Raw genomic sequence first — 22595 nt, 5'->3', positions numbered from 1 at the left:
ACCTCAATGCCCCACGGCGAAGGCAATCGGTGCCGAACGAGCCAAACCGCCACGGCACTTGAGCACCCGCAATTGGGCAGGCTTGGCATCGATGGCGATGCGCAGGGCCGCGGGCGACGGGTTGACCGATTCACTGAGCGAGCGATAGGCGAACGCCAGGGTCGAGCCGGTTTCCGCGGCTACCTGCAGGCGGCGCAAGGCGCGGTCGTCGGCCTTGTGCGGCCAGCACAGCACTGCGCCGCAGCTGCCCGAACGCAGGCATTGTTCCGCCGCCCACAGCGCATCGCGCTCACTGGCCTGGATGATCGACAACTGACGCAGATCGACCCCGGCGTTCTGCCAGGCCTGGGGATATGGCACATAGGGCGGCGCCACCAGGACGATGCGCTCGCCTGCCGCCGACAACCGCGCCAGCGCCGGCCAGACCAGTTGCAACTCGCCGACGCCCTGCCCGGCCAGGAGGATTTCCGTCAGGGCCGCTTCCGGCCAGCCGCCCGTGGGCAGCGCCGCATCCAGCGCGGCATGCCCGGTGGGTTGCGGGCTGGCCGCCGGCGGCGCAGGTCGGCCTCTCCAGACCTGGCCGCCATTGAACAGCGTATCAAGCGCTACGACGGCACCCATCAGCCTTGCCTCACCAGTCCGCAGAACACCCCTTCGATGGCCAGGTCCCGATCGGCTTCCACGATGATCGGCTGATAGGCCGGGTTGCGTGGCAACAGGCGAACCCGGTCGCCAACCCGCTCGAAGCGCTTGATGGTGACTTCGCCGTCGAGCCGCGCCACGACGATCTGGCCATTAACGGCCTCGGGGCTGCGGTGCACGCCCACCAGGTCGCCGTCGAGAATGCCGTCTTCGATCATCGAGTCGCCGCGCACGCGCAGCATGTAGTCCGGCACCCGCGAGAACATCGACGGATCGAACAGCAAGCGGCTATGGACCTCGGCATCGGCACCAATGGGCGCACCGGCCGCCACCCGACCGAGCACCGGGATGTCCAGCAACTCGGGACGCGGCGGCTGGCCGAGCAAGCGTATGCCCCGGGCCTGATTCGGGTTGACCTCGATGAACCCGGCTTCAGTCAGCGCCAGCACATGCTTGCGCGCCACGCTGCGGGAGGCGAAACCGAACGCTTCGCTGATCTCAGCGAGGCTTGGGGACTGACCGTGTTCGGCGATGCGCTCGCGAATAAAGGTCAGGATGGCGGTACGGCGGGGAGTCAGAGTCGTCATGGAGTACATTTGTACTCCTGTTGGATTTATCTGACAAGCGCCTGTAGGAGCAAGCTGGCTCGCGATGTACTTCACAGCGCCGCTGTTCAGCCAGAAAACACGCGTTATCGTTAACGACCATCGCCCAAGCCACGGTCCCCCAGAAACCCTGCGATGTAATCGATGAACGCCAGCACCTTGGCCGTGGCGCGCCGATGGCTGGGGTACACCGCCAGGATGTGCGGGCCGAAGCTGTCAGGGTCGATGTCGTAGTCGGCCATCAACCGCACCAGGCGCCCATCGGCGATGTACGGCGCCGCGCTCCACAACGGTGTGTGCAACAAACCACGCCCGGCCAGGGCATTGGCCAACAGCAGGTCGTAGTTGTCGCTGCGCAGGCGCGGGGCCTGGGGCTGCGGCAGGCTCAGGCGTTGGCCGTCGCGTTCGACCCACCAGAATTCGCGGCTGAGCAACGGATGGCGATACAGCAACCATTCATGCTCGTCGAGGGTTTGCGGGTTGACCGCCCGCCCCTTGCGTTCGAGGTATGCCGGGCTGGCACACAGCGCCAGGCAATTGCTGCCGACCACCCGTGCGATCAACCCCGGCAGGTCGTCATGCCCTTCGCGCAAGGCCAGGTCGTAGCCGCTCTCCAGCAAATTGACGAACTCGTCGCACAAGTCCACCTGCAGGTTGATTTGCGGGTACTGCTCAAGAAAACCGCCACACACCTGATCGAGAAAGGCCTGCCCATAGGCCAGCGGCGCGGTGATTTTCAGGCTGCCGCGCAAACCATGCTGCAGCTGCTCGATTTCCTCGCCGGCCTCGTCCAGTCGCTGCAACACCTGGCGCGCGGTTTCCAGGTAGAGCCGACCGGATTCGGTGAGTGAAATCCGCCGGGTACTGCGCTCGAACAAGCGCGCACCGAGTTCCGCCTCCAGGTGATTGACCGCTTTGGTCAGGGCCGACGGGGTCTTGCCCAATTGCTCGGCGGCGCGGCTGAAACTGCCCAGCTGCGCCGTGACCACGAACATTTTCAGTGCACCCAGCTTGTCCATTCTTTTTCCATCCAGGCAAAAACGTTTTTCGTCAGCGAGGCGTTCTGCCGAGCACGGCAAGCCACTAATCTGGCCATCAGACGCAATAACAAGGAAACATTCAATGAAAAGATTCATCCCGAATCTGTTGATGGTGGCAGTCAGTTTTGCCTCCCTGGAAGCCATGGCAGCGACCGACCTGGTGCTGTTCAACGGCAAGATCTTCACCGCCGACCGCAACCAGCCCAAGGTCCAGGCGCTGGCGGTACAGGACGGCAAAGTGCTGCAAGTAGGTAGCGACGCACAGATCAAGGCGTTGATCGAGTCAGGAACCCAGGTTATCGACCTGGGCGGCAAGACCCTGATGCCCGGCCTGATCGACAGCCACTCCCACGCGATTTTCGGTGGCCTGGAAATGGTTTCGGCCAATATGGAAGATGAAGTGGTCGAACTCGACGAACTGGAAAAACGCCTGCGCGCCTGGCGTGACGACGGCAAGGCCAGGCACGGCGATGTCCTCAGCGTGGCCGGCATGAGCTCGGCTTACTGGGCCCAGGCCGAAGCCATGGCGAAGAAATTCAACAGCGGCGAATGGGCCAACGTACCGGTGGTGTTTACCGGCAGCGACCACCACACGGCCTGGGCCAACAACGTGATGCTCAAGCGCGCCGGCGTCGATTCGGCGCTGCTCAAAACCCTGCCGGACGCCGAGAAAGGCACCATCGGCACACTGGCCGATGGCAGCCCCAACGGCTTCCTGGTGGACGCCGGGTGGGACCGGGTGGCGTCGAAAATGCCCTCGCCGAGTGCCGCCGACATGTTGAAAGCGGCGCAAACCGCCGTGAGTTACAACAACAGCCTCGGTATCACCGCATGGATGGACCCTGCCGCCAACGCCGCGCCCGGCGAGCCGATCTTCGCCCTCAAGCCCACGGAGAAAACCGTCGGCGTGCTGCCGGTGTACAAGGCCCTGTCCGAAAGCGGCGGCATGACCGCCCACATCGCGGCGCTGCTGGTGGCCAACGGCAAAAGCGTTCCCGCCGACCTCGACACCCTGGACAAGGTCCGCCAGCAATTCCAGGGCATTGCCAACCTGACGTTGCCTGGCATCAAGATTTTCGCCGATGGCGTGATCGAGTACCCGGCGCAGAGCGCAGCGATGATCGACCCCTACACCAACTCGCACAAACCGGGGGAATTGCTGATCGATCCGAAGCACTTTGGTGAGCTCGTCAGCGCCATCGATCAACGGGGCTGGCGGGTGCACATCCACGCCATCGGCGACCGCGCGGTGCGTGAATCGCTGAACGGTATCGCCCAGGCGCGCAAGGACCGGCAGAGCGGCGTGACCCACTCCATCACGCACTTGCAGATCGTCAACCCGAAAGAGTTCGCCCGCTTCAAGCCCCTCGACGTCATCGCCTCGATGCAACTGCTCTGGGCCAGCGCCGACGACTACACCACGGACATGATCAAGCCTTACGTCAGTGCCCTCGCGTTCCGTTACCAGTACCCGGCGCACTCGCTGCTCAAACAGGGCGCGACCATTTCCGGGGCCAGCGACTGGCCGGTGTCCTCGCCCAACCCCTTCAACGCCATGGCCCAGGCCATGACCCGGGTCGGTCCATTGGGCGTGCTCAACGCCAAAGAGCGGATCGACCGCGAAACCATGTTCTACGCCTACACCCTCAATGCCGCCCGCACCATCGGCCTGGACAAACAGATCGGTTCGCTGAGCGCTGGTAAACAGGCCGACTTCATCGTGGTCGACCGCGATGTGTTCAGCGTCGACGAAAAAGCCCTGCACGACACCCAAGTGCTGCAGACCTGGTTCGCTGGTCGGCAGGTCTACGCAGCAACCCTCTGACAAAAAACTGCAACACCCCCACTGCCCGACCTCGTGCTTTACAGCACGAGGCCCGGCGCAGCCTTGCTTGAAATCTGCCCATAACAATCACAATAGCGGGACGTACCCCATGAAAGCTTTCACCCTCCTCGCCCTCGGTTCCTTGAGTGTGCTGCCGTTGTGCAGCCAGGCCGTGCCCTTGAATGATGATTTCTCCTTGCTGCTGGATGTCACCCTGGCCAGCGACTACCGAACCCGCGGCATCTCGCAAACCCAGAACGACCCCGCATTGCAGGCCGGTGCAACCCTGGCGCACAGCAGCGGCCTGTACCTGGGCGCGTGGACATCCAACGTCGATTTTGGCGGCGGCCTGAAGACCCGGCAGGAGGTCGACTACTACGCCGGTTGGTTCTGGGAGGCCACAGACGCCATCAACCTCGACCTGGGCTACCTCAAATACTCGTATCCGAAGGAAAGCCAGTTCAACCAGAGTGAGGTCTACGGGATTCTCAGTGTCTACGGGGTGAAATTCGGCGCCTACTATTCCGACGATGCACCGGGCATCGACAGCGAGCAGAACTCGCTCTACAGCTATGTCGGTTACGAGACCGAGTTGCCTTACGACACCGGCCTGAAACTGCGTTACGGCTTGATGGACTTCAAGGATCCGTACCTGTATTCGAGCTCGGGTGAAGCCGAGGACTCGTATCACGAATGGGAGGTCAAGCTGACCCACGAACTGGCGGGTGTGATGCTGGGCCTGAGCTACATCGACACCGATTTGTCGAAGAGCCAGTGCACCAGCAACTGGGGCTTCGACGACGTGTGCAGCGCGACGGTTGTGGCGAGCATCAGCAAATCCTTCTGAGTTCCCACTCTGTATTTGGCCTTTGAATCTTGTGCTGAATTTGAGATTGCCATCGCTGGCAAGCCAGCTCCTACAGGGGCCAGGCGACCACAATATTGGTGTCGTCCCCGATCAATTGTAGGAGCTGGCTTGCCAGCGAAAGCGGTATTCCATTCACAGATCAAGTCCGCCGAGATAGGCCCACGGGTAGATCCCGCGTTCGTGGCCATCACTGAACACCAACTGCAACCCATACCCCTGGGCATTCACCTCGATCAGCCGAACACGGTCGTCCACCAGCGGTGTCATCCCGCGCAAGCGAAACGCCCGGCATTGCGAGCACGGGCACTGGCGGCGCAACTCGGCATGATCGAGGCACTGCTCGCGGCCATCGGGCCAGTTCAAGCGCAGTTGTTTTTTGCTCCGGGAATTACCCACCGCCACCGGGTTCATTGCAGCTGACTCAGGGCAATGCGCACCGCCTTGCGCACTTCCGGATCGCCGTCATCCTGGGCGGCCAGCAACGGTGCGATGGCGCCTTTTTCGTTCAGTTCGCCCAAGGCCAGGGCGGCTTCCTTGCGCAGGTTGCTGATGCGGTGGCCGAGGGTATCAATCAGCGCGTCGAGGGCCAGGGCGTAACGCAAGCGGCCGAGACTGCGGGTGGCACGCAGGCGCACCTGCCAGTAATCGTCGCTCAAGGCTTCGACCAGGGCCGGGCCGGCATCGACGTGCCCAACCTTGCCAAGAGTGGTGGCGGCCTCTTCGCGCACTTGCCAGGCCTGGTCCTGCAAGGCCTGGCGCAGGGCCGGCAGCACCTGTGCGTCGGATGCCAGGCCAAGTGCACCGGTGGCGGCGCGGCGCACCTCGGTGTCCGGGTCGGCACTGGCCAATCGCGCCAGGTCCGGCAAGGCATCGAGTTGCTTGAGCCAGCCCAGCACACCCACCGCTTCACGGCGCACATTGGCGTCCTGATCGCCCAGCGCCAACAGCGCCGCCGAGGCCGCCTGGGGATAGCGCAATTCGCGCAGGGCCCTGAACGCGGCGATGCGCACGCCGATCTCGGCATGCCCGGTCCACGGCAGGATCAGCCGGCCCGCCGCTTCGCTCTTGAGCAGGCTGAGGCTTTGCGCAGCGGCGGCTTGCACCGCGGCGGATGGATCGGTCAGCGCCTGGCACAGCGCCTCGACCACGGGTTCATCTTCCCAGGCCTCCAGCAAGCGCGCGGCTTCGGCACGGACTTCTTCGGCCGGGTCTTCGGCCAGTCGATCGACCAGCCACAGCAGGCCGTCCGGTTCTTCCAGGTCGGCCAGTTCGATCAGGGCGATGCGGCGCACGCCGGCATCGTCATCGGTCAGGCGCGGTTGCAGGGCGAGGATGTCGTCGTTGTCGGTTACATCGAATAGTGAGGTCATAGGGCAAATCGCGGCAGTTTGTGTTCAGGGGGCAGTCCGAGAGGATTCAGGCGGGGTAATTGCCGACCGTCTACGTGACGCAGTAATTCGAGGCAGTGACGCTTCAAGCGGGAGAACTCATGGCTGGTCATCAATTCGGTGGTGCGTGGCCGCGGGAAATCCAGGCGCAGGTCTTCGATGATCCGCCCGGGACGCGAACTCATGACCAGCAGGCGGTCAGCGAGGAACAGCGCTTCGTCGATGTCATGGGTGACGAACACCACGGTGGTGCGGATGCGCGTCCAGATGTCCAGCAACAGCTCCTGCATGTTCAGGCGGGTCAAGGCATCGAGGGCGCCAAAGGGCTCGTCCATCAGCAACAGCCGTGGCCGATTGACCAGCACTCGGGCGATTTCCACCCGCTGTTGCATGCCACCGGAGAGTTGATCCGGCCAACGCTCGGCGAAGTCTTGCAGTCCCACCAGGGCGAGGATTTCCTCGGCGGCCCGGTGCCGTTCTGATTTGCCGACACCGCGCATTTTCAGGCCGAAAGCCACGTTGTCGCGCACGGTTCGCCAGGGGAACAGCGTGTGATGCTGGAACACCATGCCCCGTTGCGGCGACGGGCCGGACACCGACGCGCCATCGACCTCGAGGCTGCCAGCGCGCGGTTGCAGGTGACCGGCCAGGGCGCCGAGCAAGGTGGACTTGCCGCAACCGGACGGCCCGAGGATGCACACGAACTGCCCCGGCTCTATCTGGCAATCGAGGCCCTGCACGGCTTCAAAAGCGGCGCTGCCTTCGCCCAGGCTGATCGACAAACCGCGGATATCGATACGCCCTTCAGGCTGTTGAAAAACACTCATCAGGCTTTTCCTCGTGGTCGATGCCAGGGCGTGAACAGGCCGCCCAGGCGTTTGATCAGCAGGCTGCTGCCCATCCCGAGTACGCCGATCAGCAGCATCCCGACCACGATGTCGGGGTAGTTCTGGATGGTGTAGGACTCCCAGGTGTAATAGCCGATGCCGTATTGGCCGGAGATCATCTCGGCGGTCACCAGGCAAAACCAAGACGTGCCCATGCCAATGGCAAGGCCGGTGATGATGCTCGGGGCGGCGCCCGGCACGATCACTTCCAGCAACATTGCCCGGCGCCCTGCCCCGAGGCTTTTCGCCGAAGCGATCAGGCGTGGGTCGACGCCTTCGACGCCATGCACGGTGTTGAGCAGGATCGGGAACAAGGCGCCTGTAAACGTGATGAAGACCATCGACAGCTCGGACGAGGGAAACATCAGGATCGCCAGGGGAATCCACGCCACGGCGGGGATCGGGCGCAGCACTTCCAGCGGTGGCAGCAGCAAGTCCTCGGCCCACTTCGAACGGCCGATGGCCAAGCCCAAGGCGACGCCGATGACCAGCGCGGCGAGGTAACCGGCGAACACCCGGCCAAGGCTGCTGCCCAGGTGCCGGGCGAGCTTGCCGGAGTCGCCGAGGCTTAGGGCCGCTTCAATAACGGCCAGGGGGGTCGGGACGTTGGCGAAGGTCACAAGGCCAAGGTTCCAGTGGTGGCTGGCGGCGAGTTGCCAGAACAACAGGCAGAGCAGCAGTGAGGCAGCCCTTGGAATCCAGCGTGCAAACATGTTTCACCTCTGACTCAGCGGCTGGCCACGGCCTGGTTGGTGGCGTCGGTGAAATCGAACACCTTGCCGCCATGGGCCGTGGCGAATTGCTGGGCCTGGCCCTTGAGCAGGAACGCACTGAGGCGCCCTTTCGCATCACTGGCAAACCACGCCTGGTCGGCCAGCAACTTGATCCCGCTGTCACTGGCCTGGGCATACACCGCGCGAATGTTCTTGCCTTCCTGCTGCAGCGCGGCCAACGCTGTGAATGCCGCTTGCGCCGAAGCGTACTGACGGACCTTCGGCTCGCCACGCACCCAGATCTCGGCCACATGACTGAAGTCGGTGATGGCTTCACCACTGGCGGCATCGACGGCCTTGAGCGGCGTCTGCTGGTAATTGGCCAGCTGCGCGCTGTAGTCCAGGTTCGAGGCCTTGAACGCGGCGCGAATGTACTGGTCGTCGATGAAGGTATTCAGGTCGAGACCGCGATCGGCTTTCTTCAGCAGCTTGAGGGTGTCGATGGCAGTGCCGACGGCCTGGCGATACTCCGGTTTCCAGCTCAGGTCGCGGGTCTGTACGCCGAGCGGGCCGTGGAACAGGTAGTTGACCTCGGCGTCGACGCCGGTGACCTTGGCGATCAGCTCGCTGTATTTCTCAGGCTCGGCGGCGAGCAGCTGGTTGGCTTCAATACTGGCGCGCAGGTAGGCGACGACGATTTCCGGGTATTTCTTCGCATAGGCCTGGTCGACGAGCGCACCGTGGAAGGTCGGCGCGCCGGCCTGGGAACCGTCGTAGATCTTGCGCGCAAAGCCCCGGCTCGGGAACAGTTCGGCGAACGGCACGAAGTCGGCATGGGCGTCGATCTTGCCGGCCTGCAACGCGGAGCCGGCGACTTCCGGTGGCTGGGCGATGATGTTCACGTCCTTGAGCGGGTCCCAGCCCTGGGCCGCCACCGCGCGCAGCAACATGCCATGGGCGGTGGACGCGAACGGCACGGAAATGGTCTTGCCCTTGAGCTCGGCCAGCGACTGCACGCCCGATGCACTCGGCACCACGATGCCGTTGCCACTGCCCTGGGTGCTGCCCGACAGCACGCTGATGAACAGGCTGTGCTTGCCGGCGGTTTCAAACGCCACGCCGTTGAACGAACCGGGGAAATCGGCCATGGCACCGAAGTCGAGCTTGCCGGCGACCATCTCGTTGGTCAGCGGCGCGCCACTGGTGAAGTTCTTCCACTCGATGTCGTACTGGGCGTCCTTGTACTGGCCGTCGTGGGGCAGGTATTTGTCCAGCAGGCCGAGCTCGCGAATCAACAGGCCGCCGGCGGCGCAGTTGATCGTGGTGTCCTGGGTGCCGATGGCTATGCGGATGGTTTCGGCCTGTGCCGACCAGGTGAACGAAGCCAGTACCAGACCGGCCAATGCTGCACGCAATAACATGGTGAATCCCCTCGAATCGTTTATAGGATGTTCGTCTCCGCCACGATCAGGGCGTGGTGGGAAACGAGGGGTGTCTTTGAAGCAAGCGTCCGGGGGTGGCCGGATGGCGTTTTGAGTTGTCTGTACGGGCCTCTTCGCGAGCAGGCTCGCTCCCACAGGTGAATGCATTCCAAAGGTGGGAGCGAGCCTGCTCGCGAAGGCGTCCTGTCATTCAACGCAGCAAATAAGGGATGTCCACTTTCACCGCCCCCGTCGGGCAGTCCTTTTCACAGGGCATGCAGTACCAGCATTCATCGAAGGCCATGTAGGCCTTTTGCGTGGCCGGATTGATCGCCAGCAAGTCCATCGGGCACACATCGACGCACACGGTGCAGCCTTTGTGGGCGATGCACAGGTCCTCATCGACGGTGACCGGCGCGTTGGAGCGGAAAAAGATTTCCTGGGGTTGATAGGCCATTTTCGGTCTCTCTATTGTTGACGGCTTCAAGCCGCGTCGGCACCGACCCGCAGCCGGTCGTAGGCCTGCATTTCATCGGCATCGAGCGGGATGATGTAAGGCTCGACGGCTTTCTTGAAACTGCTCATCAAGCCGTTTTCATCCTTCTTCAGGTGGCAGTGGCAGAACCAGTCGCTGTCGTTGCGTTGCGGATGATCGACCCGGTAGTGGTAGAGCCCCCAACGACTTTCGGCGCGAAACAGCGAGGCGCGGGCCGCCATTTCGGCGCAGTCGCGGATCATGCTGACTTCCATGGCGCGCATCAGCTCATGGGCGTTATGGGCCTTGATCTGATTGAGGTCGCGCTGGATGTCGCTGAAGCGTTGCAGGCCGATCTGCATCTTCCTGGTCACTTTCGGCGGCTGCAGGTAGTCGTTGACGAAGCGGCGCAGCTTGTACTCGACCTGGGCCGGTGGCAGTCCGTGTGCGCGGTCCAGGGGCGCATACACCCGCTGTTTTTCGACTTCAATCTGCTTGGCATCCAGTGCGGAAAACTCGCGGCCGACGACAAAGTCAGCCGCATTGTTGCCGGCAAACCAGCCATAGGTGAACGCACCGAGCATGTAGTTGTGCGGCACCGCGGCCATATCACCCGCCGAATACAGGCCCTTGACCGACGTTTCGGCCTTCTCGTTGACCCACACCCCCGACGCCGAATGCCCGCTGCAAAAACCGATTTCGGAGATGTGCATCTCGACCATCTGCGTGCGGTAATCGGTGCCGCGGTTGGCGTGGAACTGAGCGCGGCTCGGCCGCTCGTTGCTGTGCAGGATCTCTTCGATGTTCTGGATGGTTTCCTCGGCCAGGTGATCGAGCTTGAGAAACACCGGGCCATTGCCGCTTTCCAGCTCCTGGTGGAACTCCCACATCATTTGCCCGCTCCAGTAGTCGCACTCGATGAAGCGCTCGCCCTTGTTGTTGGCGGTGTAGCCGCCCAGGGGGCCGGTGACGTAGGCGCAGGCCGGGCCGTTGTAGTCCTTGATCAGCGGGTTGATCTGGAAGCACTCCAGGTTCGCCAGTTCCGCCCCGGCGTGATAGGCCATGGCGTAACCGTCGCCGGCATTGGTCGGGTTTTCGTAGGTACCCATCAGGTACCCCGAGGATGGCAGGCCCAGGCGCCCGGCGGCACCGCAGGCGAGGATCACTGCCTTGGCCTTGATCACATGGAAGTCGGCAGTGCGGCAATCGAATCCCATCACGCCGTTGACCGCGCCCTCTTCATCCTTGAGCAAACGGGTGCAGACCAGGCGATTGGTAATGCTCACCCGCGCCCGTTTCAACTGCCGGTACAGCACTTTCTTGATGTCATGCCCTTCCGGCATCGGCAGCACGTAGGCGCCCATGTGGTGGACCTTTTTCACTGCATAGTCGCCGGTCTCGTCCTTCTCGAACTTGACGCCCCAGCGATCCAGTTGCTCGATGGTTTCGAAGCTGTGGGTCGCATAGGCATAGACCGCCGCCTGGTTGACGATGCCGTCGTTGGCAATGGTGATTTCCTTGGTGTACTGCTCCGGCGTCGAGTGGCCGGGGATGATTGCGTTATTCAGGCCGTCCATGCCCATGCTGATCGCGCCGCTACGCTTGACGTTGGCCTTGTCGATCAACAGCACGCGCAAATTGCGATTGCGCTCCTTGGCCTTGATCGCCGCCATGGGTCCGGCAGTGCCGCCGCCGATCACCACGATGTCGTATTCCTGTTCCACTGTCGTTCGGGTCATGCCTGCGCCCCTTTTTGCCGATCGATCCGCAGGCGGTACTGGAAGGCATCGCCACGGTAGTAAAGGTGTTCGAAATCCAGGGGCCGGCCTTGGGCGTCGTGGGTCAGGCGCTCGATGCGCATGATCGGCGAGCCGGCCTCGACGTTCAGCGCCTGGGTCAGGTCGCTGTCGGCCAGCACCGCGTCGATGGCGAGGTCAGCGTGACCGAGGGCCAGGCCGCAGTCGTTTTCCAGGATCAGGAAAATGTCGCGGGTGACCAGGTCGGCCTTCTCCAAACGCTCGCCGACGGCTTTGGGCAGGTAGGTGATTTCCAGCGAAATCGGCTCGCGGTTGATCAGGCGAACGCGTTTGATCTGCGCCACGACCTCGCCTTCGGCGACCTGCAAGCGCTCGGCGACCCGCTTGTCGGCGGCGATGAACTTGAAGCTGCGCAGGCGGTTGATCACCTCATAACCACGACCGGTCATGGATTCGGCCAGGCCTTGCAAGGTGCTGACGTTCTGGAAGGTCTTGGGTTTGGCGACGAAGGTGCCCTTGCCGTGGATCTTGAAGATCAGCCCTTCCTTCTGCAGATCGCCGAGGGCCTGGCGCACGGTAATGCGGCTGACCTTGAACAGCGCGCCGAGCTCGCTTTCGGACGGCATCTGGCTGTCCTGCGGGTATTCACCGTCGAGGATGCGCGCACGCAGGATGTCGCGTAGCTGGGTGTGCAGCGGGACGCTGCCAAGAGATAGAACGTTATCGGCCATGAAGATCACTTGTCATAACGAGTTATGACGTGATCTTAGGGTTCTAAGAACAGGGTTGAGAAATACCGTTAGAGCATAACGATAGATTCACTGTAGGAGCTGGCTTGCCAGCGAAGGCGGTCCGCCTGACTCACCGCATCGCCCTTTTCGCCGGCAAGCCGGCTCCTACAGATAGTGTCTTAGCCGATGCGCAATGCGCGCAGATCGAGGTGGCCATCCTTGAGCGGCGGGCACCAGTAATAACCACCGGTGATCGGTCGGCTGATGCGATACAAACCGTCGGTAATACCGTCTTCCAGGCCACTCATGCGGCGCAGCTGGACTTCGAAGGCGTCGAGGGAGAAGCCGAAGGCCAGGAACATCAGCCCGGCGCGGTCGCCTTCGATCCACGGCATCGAGCGACGGACGATGAACGCCTCAGGAGCAAAGCTCTCCTGGGCGGTGCGTTTGACATGGGCAGAGAGAGGGGCGTCGTCGAGTTCTTCGTTGTCGCTCAGGCGACGGCCCATGATGTCATCCGTCTCGTGGGACGCCAGCGCACGAAAACCCTTGAGGTCATGCTGCCACTGCTGGAGCGCGGCGAAGCTGCCGCCTACCGTGCCTTCGACGCCCTCACCCACCAGCGCGGCGGCCGCGGCGGCTTCGTCACGGGGGTTTTCGGTGCCGTCTTCGTAGCCGGTCAGGTCATGGCCGTCACGGTGGCGGAAACCTTCGGTCATTTGCACCAGGCGCAGGGCGGGCGCCAACGCCGCCTCGAGGGCATGGCTGCGGTTAAGCAGTTCGCCACGGTCGGTACCGTGCAACCAGCACCAGAGCGCCTGTTGCGTGGACGGGTTATCGACACCGACTCCGGTCAGCGCCGGAAATGGCCGCAAGCCTTCGATGTGCCCGTCGAGGGCCTTGACCAGGGATTCACCGAAGCCGACCACCGCCGATTGGCCGTCCACCAGGTGCATCAGCTTGTCCAGCGCGGCCGGCAGTGCAGCCACCGATTCCAGGGCGAAAAACATGTGACGAGCGAGAGGCGGAACGGGGGTGGCGAGGATGCCCGGCTGGTAGTGACTCATGTGAACTCCTTATGAAAGAGCGCGAAGTTTAACCGCGACATCGGCCATTGTGTGCTCCCAGGTCAAAAGATCGCGTTTCACCCAACGCCGTTTGCGGTCTACGCTTGAAGCACAACAACCACAGCTTCACCCCTCTATTCTGCCCATCAGCGCTCGATTGCAATTAATAAACCGCATCAACAAGGCGTATAACCCTTGAAACGGATTCTTCAACGGCTAGCCATAGCGCACGGCTGTACTACACACGGGGTAGCGACATGACCACACAGATTCTCGGCAACCTGTTTCCCGACGCCGGCAGCATCCCGGAAAAATACCGCCTCGACGGCCAGACCGAACAACGGGAATACCTGGTCGACGGTGTCCTGAAAACCTGGCCCGGTCCCCTCGCCCAGGTCCGCAGCCCGGTGTACTTGGCAGGCCCCGGCGGCGATGAACAAGTCATTCTCGGCAGCACGCCGCTGCTGGATGCCGCCACCGCCCTGACCGCCCTCGACGCCGCGGTGCGCGCCTATGATCGCGGCCAGGGTTTGTGGCCGACCATGCGCGTGGCCGAGCGCATCCAGCACGTCGAAACCTTCCTCGGGCACATGCGTCAACAGCGCGACGCGGTGGTCAAGCTGCTGATGTGGGAGATCGGCAAGAACCTCAAGGACTCGGAGAAGGAATTCGACCGCACCTGCGACTACATCGTCGACACCATCAATGCCCTCAAGGAACTCGACCGTCGTTCCAGTCGCTTCGAGCTGGAACAGGACACCCTCGGCCAGATCCGCCGCGTACCGCTCGGCGTGGCGCTGTGCATGGGGCCCTACAACTACCCGCTGAACGAAACTTTCACCACGCTGATCCCGGCGCTGATCATGGGCAACACCGTGGTATTCAAGCCAGCCAAGCTTGGCGTGCTGTTGATTCGCCCGCTGCTGGAGGCCTTTCGCGACAGCTTCCCGGCCGGGGTGATCAACGTGATCTATGGCAGCGGGCGCGAGACCGTCAGTGCGCTGATGGCCAGCGGCAAGATCGATATCTTTGCGTTCATCGGCACCAACAAGGCCGCCAGCGACCTTAAAAAGCTGCATCCAAGGCCGCATCGCCTGCGTGCGGCGCTGGGGCTCGATGCGAAGAACCCCGGCATCGTCCTGCCGGAGGTGGACCTGGACAACGCGGTCAACGAAGCGGTCACCGGTTCCCTGTCATTCAACGGCCAGCGTTGCACCGCGTTGAAGATCCTGTTTGTCCACGAAGACGTGGTCGAGTCCTTCATCGAGAAATTCAACGCCAAACTCGCCACGCTCAAGCCCGGCATGCCCTGGGACACTGGCGTGGCGCTGACGCCGCTGCCGGAATCGGGCAAGGTCGATTACCTGCACTCGCTGGTGGCTGACGCCGAGAGCAAGGGCGCCAGGGTGGTAAACCCCCATGGCGGCGAGGCCCGCGCGTCGTTCTTTTATCCCGCCGTGCTGTACCCGGTGACGCCGCAGATGCGGGTCTACCAGGAAGAACAATTTGGCCCGGTGGTGCCGATCGTGCCCTACCGCCATCTGGACACGGTAATCGATTACGTCCTCGAATCGGATTTCGGCCAGCAACTGAGCATCTTCGGCACCAACCCGGTGGCGGTCGGCCGGCTGGTCGACACCTTCGCCAACCAGGTCGGGCGCATCAACCTCAACGCCCAATGCCAGCGTGGCCCGGACACTTACCCGTTCAACGGGCGGAAAAACTCCGCCGAGGGCACTTTGTCGGTGCACGACGCCCTGCGGGTGTTTTCGATCCGCACGCTGGTGGCGACCAAATTCCAGGAGACCAACAAGGATCTCATCAGCGAGATCATCAGCGGCCGCAGCTCGAGCTTCCTGACCACTGACTACATCTTCTGAGGAGTGTCAACCTGAGCGCTTCCAGGGCCCTTCGCCTGCCACCGTTCCTGCGCCGGTTACTGCGTCCGCTGCTGGACCCTTACCGGCGCTATCGCCATGCTCGGATGATCCATGCGGTACGCGTATCGCTCGGGTTACTGGCGTCGATCCTGCTGACCACCGGCATCCACCTGCCCCACGGCGAGTGGGCGTCGGTGACGATGCTGGTGGTGATCGGCGGCTTGCAGCACCATGGCAACATCGGCAAAAAAGCCGCCGAGCGGGCCATCGGCACCCTGGTCGGGGCGGCTGTCGGCCTGGCCTTGGTGGTGCAACAGTCCTGGCTCGGCCTGCCATGGCTGACCTATTTCGCCATGGCAGTGGTGTGCGGATTTTTCTCGTACCACGCCATCGGCAAAGGCGGCTACACCGCGCTGCTCGCGGGCATTACCGTGTTCATCGTCGCGGGCCACGGCGACAATCCAGTCTCCGACGGGCTGTGGCGCGGGGTCGACATCTTGATCGGCATTGCCCTGGCCCTGGCGTTTTCGTTCGCCCTGCCGCTCTATGCGGTCTATTCCTGGCGCTACAACCTGGCTGACGCCCTGCGTGATTGCGCGACGATCTACGGGCGGATCATCAACGGCCAGTCGGTGACGGCCGACGAACACCTCAAGTTGATGGGTCGCCTGAACACCGTCATGGTGCAACTGCGTTCGCTCATGCCATCGGTGTCCAAGGAGGTGAAGATTTCCATGACCGAACTCGATGCCATCCAGCGTCAGCTGCGTCTGTGTGTCAGCACTCTGGAGATACTGGGCAACGCGCGGCCGGACGCCAGTGACTTGCAAACGGCCTTGAAGGCGCAGCATCGGCTGATTCGCGTGCAACTGATCGGCATGGCCCGGGCTTTGAAGTCTGGCGTCACCCAGCGGCTGAACCGGCCCACCGCGTTGCCGGTGGTCAGTCTCGATGCCCCGGTCTACAACGCCCTGGACGGTTACCGTTTGTTGACCGAGCAACTGGCCGCCAACATCGGCGAGATGCGCCAGCGCCTGGCCAGGACCGCGCCGCACTGGAACATCTGATGGGACTTACGGCGTGACTGTCCGCCGAAACTTCAGGCTCCAGCCCTGCTGCATGCCAGCAGCGGCCAGCAGTATCGCGGCAACCCCAATCCATTGCAGCGGTTCCAGGCGATGGCCGAAGGCAAACCAGTCGACGAAAATCGCCGCAATCGGGTAGATGAACGACAGCGCGCCGGTCAACGCCGTCGGCAGTTTCTGGATCGCGCCATACAACAACACATACATCACGCCGGTGTGCACGATGCCCAGCGTCACCAGGCTGGCCCACTCGCCCGGCGCTTGCGGCAGCGCCGAAAAATGCGCGAATGGCGCGAGCAACAGCACGCCGGTGCTGACCTGAATCAGTGCGATCAAATGCGGCGGCGTCCCGGTCAGGCGCTTGATGATCAACGCAGCGATCGCATAAAGGAATGCTGCGCCCAAGGCCAGCACAATCCCGATCAGGTACTGGCTGCCGCTTTCGCCCTGCCCGCCATGGGCGCTGACGATCGCCAGCATCCCGAGAAACGAAACGCCCAGCCAGGTCAGTTTCTGCAGGGTTATTTTCTCGTTGAGAAACACCGCCGCCAGCCCCACCAGCATGAACGGCTGGACGTTGTAGACCGCCGTCCCGATGGCAATCGAGGCCCGGGAATAGGAGGCGAACAACAGCACCCAGTTGCCGACGATCGCTACACCGCTGAGCACCGCCAGCAGGAAGGTGGTGCGAGTCAGGATGCCCGGGCGCAAAAAGCCGAAGGCCGCGCAAATCAGCAGCAAAGTGCCGGCGCCAAACAGGCAGCGCCAGAACACCACATCCTGCACCGGTTGCCCGGACACCAGCACGAACCAGCCGATGGTCCCGGAGATCAGCATGGCGGCGGTCATTTCGAACGAGCCGCGACGTATTGAGTTGTCCATCATCAAGCTCCTGTTATTGATGGACAAAGTATGCCAATCGAGCGGGACGCTGCTCCAGCGCAAAAAACAGGCTAAACTTCGAATCTGCCTTTTTTGCGAAGGCAATTTTGCAAAACTGCCTAATTGAGGTTTTCGCCATGACTGACGACATCGACCAGGTGCTGATCACCGCCTTGATGGAAGACTCGCGACGTTCGCTCAAGGCCCTGGCGCAGATCAGCGGCCTGTCCTCGCCCAGCGTCGCCGAACGCCTGCGCCGTCTCGAGGAACGCGGCGTACTCAAGGGCTACACGGTGGAAATCGACCCGAAATGCTTCGGCTATCAGTTGCAGGCCATCGTGCGCATTCGCCCGCTACCGGGCCAGTTGCAGGAAGTGGAACGGCAGATCATGGCCATTCCCGAGTTCACCGAGTGCGATAAGGTCACCGGCGACGACTGCTTCATCGCCCGCCTGCATGTGCGCTCGATGGAACAGCTGGACACCCTGCTCGACCGCCTCAACTCCCTTGCCGAAACCAACACCGCCATCGTCAAGAAAACCCCGGTAAAGCGGCGCCTGCCGCCCATGGCGTAGCCCGTCGGTCAAGAGACCGTGCATAAAAAACCCGCCGAAGCGGGTTTTTTTCAATCATGGCTGGCGATCAATCATCGCGGCTCATGATGCCAAACAGCTGCAACAAGCTGATGAACAGGTTGTAGATCGATACATACAGGCTGATGGTAGCCATGATGTAGTTGCGCTCGCCGCCGTGGATGATGGCGCTGGTCTGGAACAGGATGCACACCGAGGAGAACAGCACGAAGCCCGCGCTGATCGCCAGTTGCAGGCCGCTGATCTGGAAGAAGAAGCTCGCCAGCGTCGCACCCAGCAGCACAAAGAAGCCCGCTGTGATGAAACCGCCGAGGAAGCTCATGTCCTTGCGGGTGATCAGCACATAGGCCGAAAGACCGCCGAACACCAGGGCCGTCATCGCGAACGCCGAACTCACGACCTCGGCACCGCCCTGCATGCCCAGGTAACGGTTGAGGATCGGGCCGAGCAGGAAGCCCATGAAACCGGTCAGGGCAAAGGCGGACACCAGGCCCCAGGCGGAATCACGAAGCTTGTTGGTGAGGAAGAAAAGGCCGTAGAAACCGATCAGCACCACGAAAATGTTCGGGTAGCCGACACGCATCTGCTGGGCGACGAACGCCATCACGCCGCTGAATGCGAGGGTGAGAGCCAGCAAGCCGTATGTGTTGCGCAGGACGCGGCTAACCTCTAGCTGCTCAGCCTGCACGCTGTTATTAACTGCGTAATCCTGTTCGCGCATGGCGACACTCCTGTTGGTTTGAAACGTTCAGTCGCAAAGATCATAACAGACGCCCTGTAACAAGCTATGCAGATAGTTTGACAGTGTGTTTCATTCGGGTATTATGGCGCCCGCAACACAAACGGAGGTGTGGCCGAGTGGTTTAAGGCAACGGTCTTGAAAACCGTCGACTGTAACAGGTCCATGAGTTCGAATCCCATCGCCTCCGCCATCTTTATACGACAAAGCCCTGATTATTCAGGGCTTTGTCGTTTCTGCGGCAAACGTTTTCTGGTGCAACAATTCGGGATCGTTTGCGCATCTTTGAATGAATCCCCAGGCCGCTGCTGAGGTGATTGTATCGGGCTGGAGCGCCACGGCGTGCGTCGATCTGCGCTTGATAATGCAGTCGGAACGACTGAGTTTCAGCAATCCTTGCTCGGTGTCTGGAGAATCCGGGGCGATCCAAACAGCAAGAGCAGTGCTGTAGCGGCTAACAATGCTCCCATGAGGAACGTATTCTCTGACCCCATGGTTTGCCAGATCCCGCCCGCCAGAACGCTGGCGATCAGCATGCATGCGCCACTGACCAGGTTGAAAATACCGAAGGCGGTTCCCTTCAGTTCCATGGGCGCAGTGTCGGCTACCAGCGAGGCAAGAATGCCTTGGCTAAAACCCATATGAAGCCCCCACAACCCAACACCCAGCATCATCGTGATGACCGAGCTGGATTCTGCGAGTAGCAGATCCGCCAGGATGAGTAATCCCATCCCCATGCACAGCAGCTTCGTACGACTGATGCGATCGGACAGCCAGCCGGCGGGGTAAGCGGACAGCGTATAAAAAACTGCCATCACCACCATCACCAGCGGGACCCAGGTGACCGACAAACCTGCCTGCTGCGCCCGTAAAACCAGGAACGCCTCGCTGAAACGGGCAAGTGTGAAGACCCCTCCGATAATGACGACCCACCAATAGCCAGTGGAGAAGTCGGGAAGGACTCGCCAGTTGATTGGAGAGCGGAATTCGCGCTCGCCAGAGGTAGCCGTGGGCTCCTTTACTCCGACGAAAATGAGCGCCACCGCCATGATTGCCGGGATCACTGCGAACCACAGCACAAGCTGGATATCGGCGAGCCATGACATCAACAAGATGGCCAGCGCGGGGCCAAGAACCGCCCCTACCGTATCCATCGACTGGCGCAGCCCAAAGCAGGCGCCACGGATGGCTGGTGGCGCGACATCGGCAACCAGGGCATCTCGCGGTGCCCCCCGGATGCCTTTGCCGATTCGATCCAGAAAGCGTGCGGTGAAGACCACTTCCACCGAGTGTGCCAGAGGAAAAAGTGGTTTGCTCAAAGCCGCTAGACCGTATCCAAGCAGCAACAATCCTTTGCGCCGCCCCAAATAGTCGCTGATAGCACCCGAGAATACCTTGACGAGCATCGCGGTCGACTCGGCTATTCCCTCGATCACCCCGACGGTCAATGCACTCGCCCCCAATGTAGTGACCAGAAACACGGGCAATAAGCTGTGTACCAACTCGGACGATAGATCCATGAACAGGCTGACAAAGCCTAGCGCCCAGATGGTGCGTGGAATACGAAGCCGCTCGACGTTGGTACGCGGACGTTCGCTGTTCATTTTTTCATCCTGTACTTATCGGTACAAAGGTGAGGCTGAGAACGACGGTGTTGACTATCCCTGGCGTGCGGGTCTATCAGCACCTGAAGAGCGTCGACTTTATCGAACCCCTGCGCAAGAGACGTGTCTGCACTTGTATGACTCCTCGGAAATACGCCAATGTCCGCTCAACACACCCTTGTCATACTCGCTCGGGGCGGATATGCCGCTCGGGGCGTTCTGTATCTGATCATAGGCATCTTTGCTCTGCTGGCGGCTCAAGACTCGACGAAGCCCAAGGACAGTCACAAAAGCCTGGAGGCGTTGTTGAGCCAGCCTTTTGGTTATGTCCTGGTGGGGCTGGTGGTCGCGGGTCTGCTTGCCTTCGCAGGGTGGCGAATATTGCAAGCCATTCGCGATGTCGATCATCACGGTACGAACCTCAAGGGATGGGTGATTCGAGCAGGTTTGTTGGCCGGCGGCTTGATCAACGGCGCTCTGGCATTTTTTGCATTGGGCCTGCTCATTAGCGGCGTCAGAAGCTCAGGCAATTCCACAGGGGGGGAGACCAGGGACCTACTGGCCCATCTTTTGTCCTGGGATCACTCAAACCTGTTGGTCTACCTCCTGGCGCTCATCCCACTCGGTGTAGGCATTGCTCACATCATCAAGGGATGGAAGGCGTCGTTCGAGAAGTACTTCGAGGCTGACGAAGATGTGATGCGCTACATACGCCCGGTGTCTCGATTCGGACTGATAGCCCGAGGCGTAGTGTTTATCGAGATAGCGGTGCTTCTGGCGATCAGCGGTTCCCGGTATCAAGCCACGGATCCCCCGGGCATGAAGGAAGCCCTTGATGCCCTGCAGAACCTGCCCGCCGGCGCCTTGATTTTAATGGTGATGGCTTTGGGGCTGCTTGCCTTTTCCGCCTACAGCTTTTCCGAAGCCGCCTGGCGCAAAATAAACATGGATGTGCCGGGCGTACCGCAATCGTAGTCAGGATCCAGCTCATCGCAATATCCGTCCTGGCTTGCCCGAGTGAAATCGCAGCCGTAAGCGCACGTATTCATTAGGTTTTTTTGATTTCGTGCTTGACGCCTCCGCCGTAAAAACGTTTAATTGCGCCGCGGCCCAGATAGCTCAGTCGGTAGAGCAGGGGATTGAAAATCCCCGTGTCGGCGGTTCGATTCCGTCTCTGGGCACCATGACTTCCAAACCCCTGAATGCTGATGGCTTCAGGGGTTTTCTATTTTTGGCGGCAGCTGTTTGTAAAAGTGCGGCCTGTCCCCTCCCCTAGGCGCCCGGGTTTGCAACCTGAATGAAGATCGCCCAGGCCCCAAGCAGTACCCAGAACGTCGTAAAAATCCATGGCGTACGCACCGAAAACAACAAGGCTTTGCGGTAGCCTTTGTGCGTGGACTCTCGTTCCGAAAACAAAGGTGATTCGTCGTAGGCCAATCCCATCAGCGGCTCACTGCGCAGCAACTCGCTCTGTTGGAAATACCAGTGATCGATAATGTCATAGGCCGCGCGTATGCCGGGCCAGGCGTTCAGGGAGCTGAGTACCCCAAACAAGGCCAGAAACGGTGGTACCACCAGGGTGAACAGTTTGCCCCACTCGGGATTCTGGTTGGCCATGCAGGATGCAAAGGCGACCACCAAAAAGGACTGTGCGGCCAGATATGCATCCGTTCGATTGGCCAGGATACTGGTCTCGTATTGAATCTACCTGCGGTAAAAATCCAATCGTTCTTTGGGCGATCCAAACAACTTTGCGTTGTGCTCGCTCAGCTCGGTTTCGTCGAGGTGAGAGGTCAAAATTTTCGGCACGATGGATTCACCCTGATCGGTTGATACGAAGATCGCGTTCAGCCCAATGCTGTATCGAGAACATCATGACCCCGAAACCCAGTAGGATTTCCTGGGATGTTCTCACGGGTATGGACGGTTCGGACATGAGACCTCCTGTTTCGAACCATTAAAAGAGAACACCGCACGCCATCGAGACGTGCGGTGACATCCATCAGGCTTCTTCACGTCCTTGCACACCCGCGCCCAGGTCTGCACCCGTGATCGGATTGCTTTCGGGGTCAGACATTGTGCGGGCTTTCATGCCCATCAGCAGTGCGTCTTCGTCAGCGCTCAACGCCACGCTGGCATTGCCATCACCGCCATCGACCGCCGGCTTCGGATCTTCCACAAAATCCCAGTCGTCACCCTGGTTCCACGGTCCACGCGTGCTGCCTTCACCTTGGGATAGGTTGAAATACACGTGGGTGAATTCAGGCATGCCGGGCAGCTTGCCTTGCGGGAAATTCGGCTGGATCGAGTGCAGGGCTTTTTCGAACGACAGCTGGTGCGCGATCTCGCGGGTCATGAGAAATCCCAGCGCCTCTTTCTCGCCGGGATCATCA

General features: G+C 61.3%; 21 protein-coding genes, 2 tRNA genes and 2 pseudogenes. 8 read left to right on the top strand and 17 right to left on the bottom strand.

Annotation, left to right across the window (positions count from 1 at the left end; translation table 11 throughout):
• Positions 1–3: 3 nt before the first annotated feature.
• From imuA to NQL71_RS26470, 3 genes are all read right to left on the bottom strand, one after another.
• Complete coding sequence (imuA, locus tag NQL71_RS26480; protein ID WP_077183218.1) at positions 4–621, bottom strand: translesion DNA synthesis-associated protein ImuA; 618 nt, start codon at positions 619–621, stop codon at positions 4–6.
• Complete coding sequence (lexA, locus tag NQL71_RS26475; protein WP_046820188.1) at positions 621–1238, bottom strand: transcriptional repressor LexA; 618 nt, start codon at positions 1236–1238, stop codon at positions 621–623. Before lexA ends, imuA begins: the two co-directional genes overlap by 1 nt.
• A gap of 101 nt (positions 1239–1339) precedes the next feature.
• Complete coding sequence (locus NQL71_RS26470) at positions 1340–2266, bottom strand: LysR family transcriptional regulator (RefSeq protein ID WP_046820189.1); 927 nt, start codon at positions 2264–2266, stop codon at positions 1340–1342.
• A 103-nt stretch (positions 2267–2369) separates the two neighbouring features.
• Between NQL71_RS26470 and NQL71_RS26465 the strand changes: the two genes are divergently transcribed.
• The gene (locus NQL71_RS26465) at positions 2370–4112 is read left to right on the top strand and encodes an amidohydrolase (RefSeq protein WP_166619075.1); all 1743 of its coding nucleotides are present in this window, start codon (positions 2370–2372) and stop codon (positions 4110–4112) included.
• Positions 4113–4221: 109 nt separating this feature from the next.
• Positions 4222–4959 carry a TorF family putative porin gene (locus NQL71_RS26460; RefSeq protein ID WP_046820191.1) on the top strand — a complete coding sequence of 246 codons (738 nt, stop codon included), beginning with the start codon at positions 4222–4224 and terminating at the stop codon, positions 4957–4959.
• A gap of 153 nt (positions 4960–5112) precedes the next feature.
• Here NQL71_RS26460 and NQL71_RS26455 read toward each other — a convergent pair whose 3' ends face one another.
• The 9 genes from NQL71_RS26455 to NQL71_RS26415 form a co-directional block, all read right to left on the bottom strand.
• Positions 5113–5391: a DUF971 domain-containing protein gene (locus NQL71_RS26455; protein WP_077183215.1), complete on the bottom strand. Its 279-nt coding sequence runs from the start codon at positions 5389–5391 to the stop codon at positions 5113–5115.
• Positions 5388–6350: a HEAT repeat domain-containing protein gene (locus NQL71_RS26450; RefSeq protein ID WP_274643607.1), complete on the bottom strand. Its 963-nt coding sequence runs from the start codon at positions 6348–6350 to the stop codon at positions 5388–5390. The genes NQL71_RS26455 and NQL71_RS26450 overlap by 4 nt, the downstream gene beginning before the upstream one ends.
• Complete coding sequence (locus tag NQL71_RS26445) at positions 6347–7195, bottom strand: ABC transporter ATP-binding protein (RefSeq protein ID WP_077183214.1); 849 nt, start codon at positions 7193–7195, stop codon at positions 6347–6349. The genes NQL71_RS26450 and NQL71_RS26445 overlap by 4 nt, the downstream gene beginning before the upstream one ends.
• Positions 7195–7968, bottom strand: a complete 774-nt coding sequence (locus NQL71_RS26440; RefSeq protein WP_166619077.1) for an ABC transporter permease — start codon at positions 7966–7968, stop codon at positions 7195–7197. The genes NQL71_RS26445 and NQL71_RS26440 overlap by 1 nt, the downstream gene beginning before the upstream one ends.
• Positions 7969–7982: 14 nt before the next feature.
• A complete protein-coding gene (locus NQL71_RS26435; protein WP_274643606.1) occupies positions 7983–9389 on the bottom strand; it encodes an ABC transporter substrate-binding protein in 1407 nt (468 codons plus the stop codon).
• Between the two features lie 211 nt (positions 9390–9600).
• Entirely contained in the window at positions 9601–9846 is a 246-nt protein-coding gene (locus tag NQL71_RS26430; protein WP_008060065.1) for a 4Fe-4S dicluster domain-containing protein, read from the bottom strand.
• Between the two features lie 26 nt (positions 9847–9872).
• On the bottom strand, positions 9873–11603 hold the full coding sequence (locus tag NQL71_RS26425) for a fumarate reductase/succinate dehydrogenase flavoprotein subunit (RefSeq protein WP_274643605.1): 1731 nt from the start codon (positions 11601–11603) through the stop codon (positions 9873–9875).
• Positions 11600–12352, bottom strand: coding sequence for a GntR family transcriptional regulator (locus NQL71_RS26420; RefSeq protein WP_046820198.1), 753 nt, complete (start codon positions 12350–12352; stop codon positions 11600–11602). Before NQL71_RS26420 ends, NQL71_RS26425 begins: the two co-directional genes overlap by 4 nt.
• A gap of 179 nt (positions 12353–12531) precedes the next feature.
• The gene (locus NQL71_RS26415; RefSeq protein WP_046820199.1) at positions 12532–13419 is read right to left on the bottom strand and encodes a Dyp-type peroxidase; all 888 of its coding nucleotides are present in this window, start codon (positions 13417–13419) and stop codon (positions 12532–12534) included.
• Positions 13420–13676: 257 nt separating this feature from the next.
• Between NQL71_RS26415 and NQL71_RS26410 the strand changes: the two genes are divergently transcribed.
• A complete protein-coding gene (locus NQL71_RS26410) occupies positions 13677–15299 on the top strand; it encodes an NADP-dependent glyceraldehyde-3-phosphate dehydrogenase (protein ID WP_046820200.1) in 1623 nt (540 codons plus the stop codon).
• 104 nt (positions 15300–15403) lie between these two features.
• The gene (locus NQL71_RS26405) at positions 15404–16366 is read left to right on the top strand and encodes an FUSC family protein (protein WP_077183209.1); all 963 of its coding nucleotides are present in this window, start codon (positions 15404–15406) and stop codon (positions 16364–16366) included.
• A gap of 6 nt (positions 16367–16372) precedes the next feature.
• Here the strand turns inward: NQL71_RS26405 and NQL71_RS26400 are convergent, their stop codons facing one another.
• Positions 16373–17266 carry a DMT family transporter gene (locus NQL71_RS26400; RefSeq protein ID WP_046820202.1) on the bottom strand — a complete coding sequence of 298 codons (894 nt, stop codon included), beginning with the start codon at positions 17264–17266 and terminating at the stop codon, positions 16373–16375.
• 137 nt (positions 17267–17403) lie between these two features.
• Between NQL71_RS26400 and NQL71_RS26395 the strand changes: the two genes are divergently transcribed.
• Positions 17404–17841 carry an Lrp/AsnC family transcriptional regulator gene (locus tag NQL71_RS26395; protein WP_046820203.1) on the top strand — a complete coding sequence of 146 codons (438 nt, stop codon included), beginning with the start codon at positions 17404–17406 and terminating at the stop codon, positions 17839–17841.
• A 67-nt stretch (positions 17842–17908) separates the two neighbouring features.
• On the opposite strand, the gene NQL71_RS26390 is transcribed toward NQL71_RS26395, so the two are convergent.
• Complete coding sequence (locus NQL71_RS26390; protein WP_034147218.1) at positions 17909–18580, bottom strand: Bax inhibitor-1/YccA family protein; 672 nt, start codon at positions 18578–18580, stop codon at positions 17909–17911.
• A gap of 123 nt (positions 18581–18703) precedes the next feature.
• Here NQL71_RS26390 and NQL71_RS26385 point away from each other — a divergent pair.
• A tRNA-Ser gene (locus NQL71_RS26385) sits at positions 18704–18791 on the top strand.
• A 193-nt stretch (positions 18792–18984) separates the two neighbouring features.
• On the opposite strand, the gene NQL71_RS26380 is transcribed toward NQL71_RS26385, so the two are convergent.
• Entirely contained in the window at positions 18985–20202 is a 1218-nt protein-coding gene (locus tag NQL71_RS26380; protein ID WP_274643604.1) for an MFS transporter, read from the bottom strand.
• 159 nt (positions 20203–20361) lie between these two features.
• Between NQL71_RS26380 and NQL71_RS26375 the strand changes: the two genes are divergently transcribed.
• Both NQL71_RS26375 and NQL71_RS26370 read left to right on the top strand, forming a co-directional pair.
• Complete coding sequence (locus NQL71_RS26375; protein ID WP_274643603.1) at positions 20362–21177, top strand: DUF1206 domain-containing protein; 816 nt, start codon at positions 20362–20364, stop codon at positions 21175–21177.
• Positions 21178–21310: 133 nt separating this feature from the next.
• A tRNA-Phe gene (locus NQL71_RS26370) sits at positions 21311–21386 on the top strand.
• 88 nt (positions 21387–21474) lie between these two features.
• Here the strand turns inward: NQL71_RS26370 and NQL71_RS26365 are convergent.
• Together NQL71_RS26365 and NQL71_RS26360 are read right to left on the bottom strand one after the other, a co-directional pair.
• Positions 21475–22011, bottom strand: a pseudogene (locus NQL71_RS26365) (hypothetical protein).
• Positions 22012–22204: 193 nt separating this feature from the next.
• Positions 22205–22594 (bottom strand): annotated as a pseudogene (locus tag NQL71_RS26360) (manganese catalase family protein); the annotation flags it as partial.
• Position 22595: the final 1 nt, after the last annotated feature.

It is taken from the genome of Pseudomonas serbica (assembly GCF_028823535.1).
GTDB lineage: Bacteria > Pseudomonadota > Gammaproteobacteria > Pseudomonadales > Pseudomonadaceae > Aquipseudomonas > Aquipseudomonas serbica.
The sequence above is the reverse complement of the archived record's forward strand: the minus strand, read 5'-3'. Positions and strand labels throughout refer to the sequence as shown.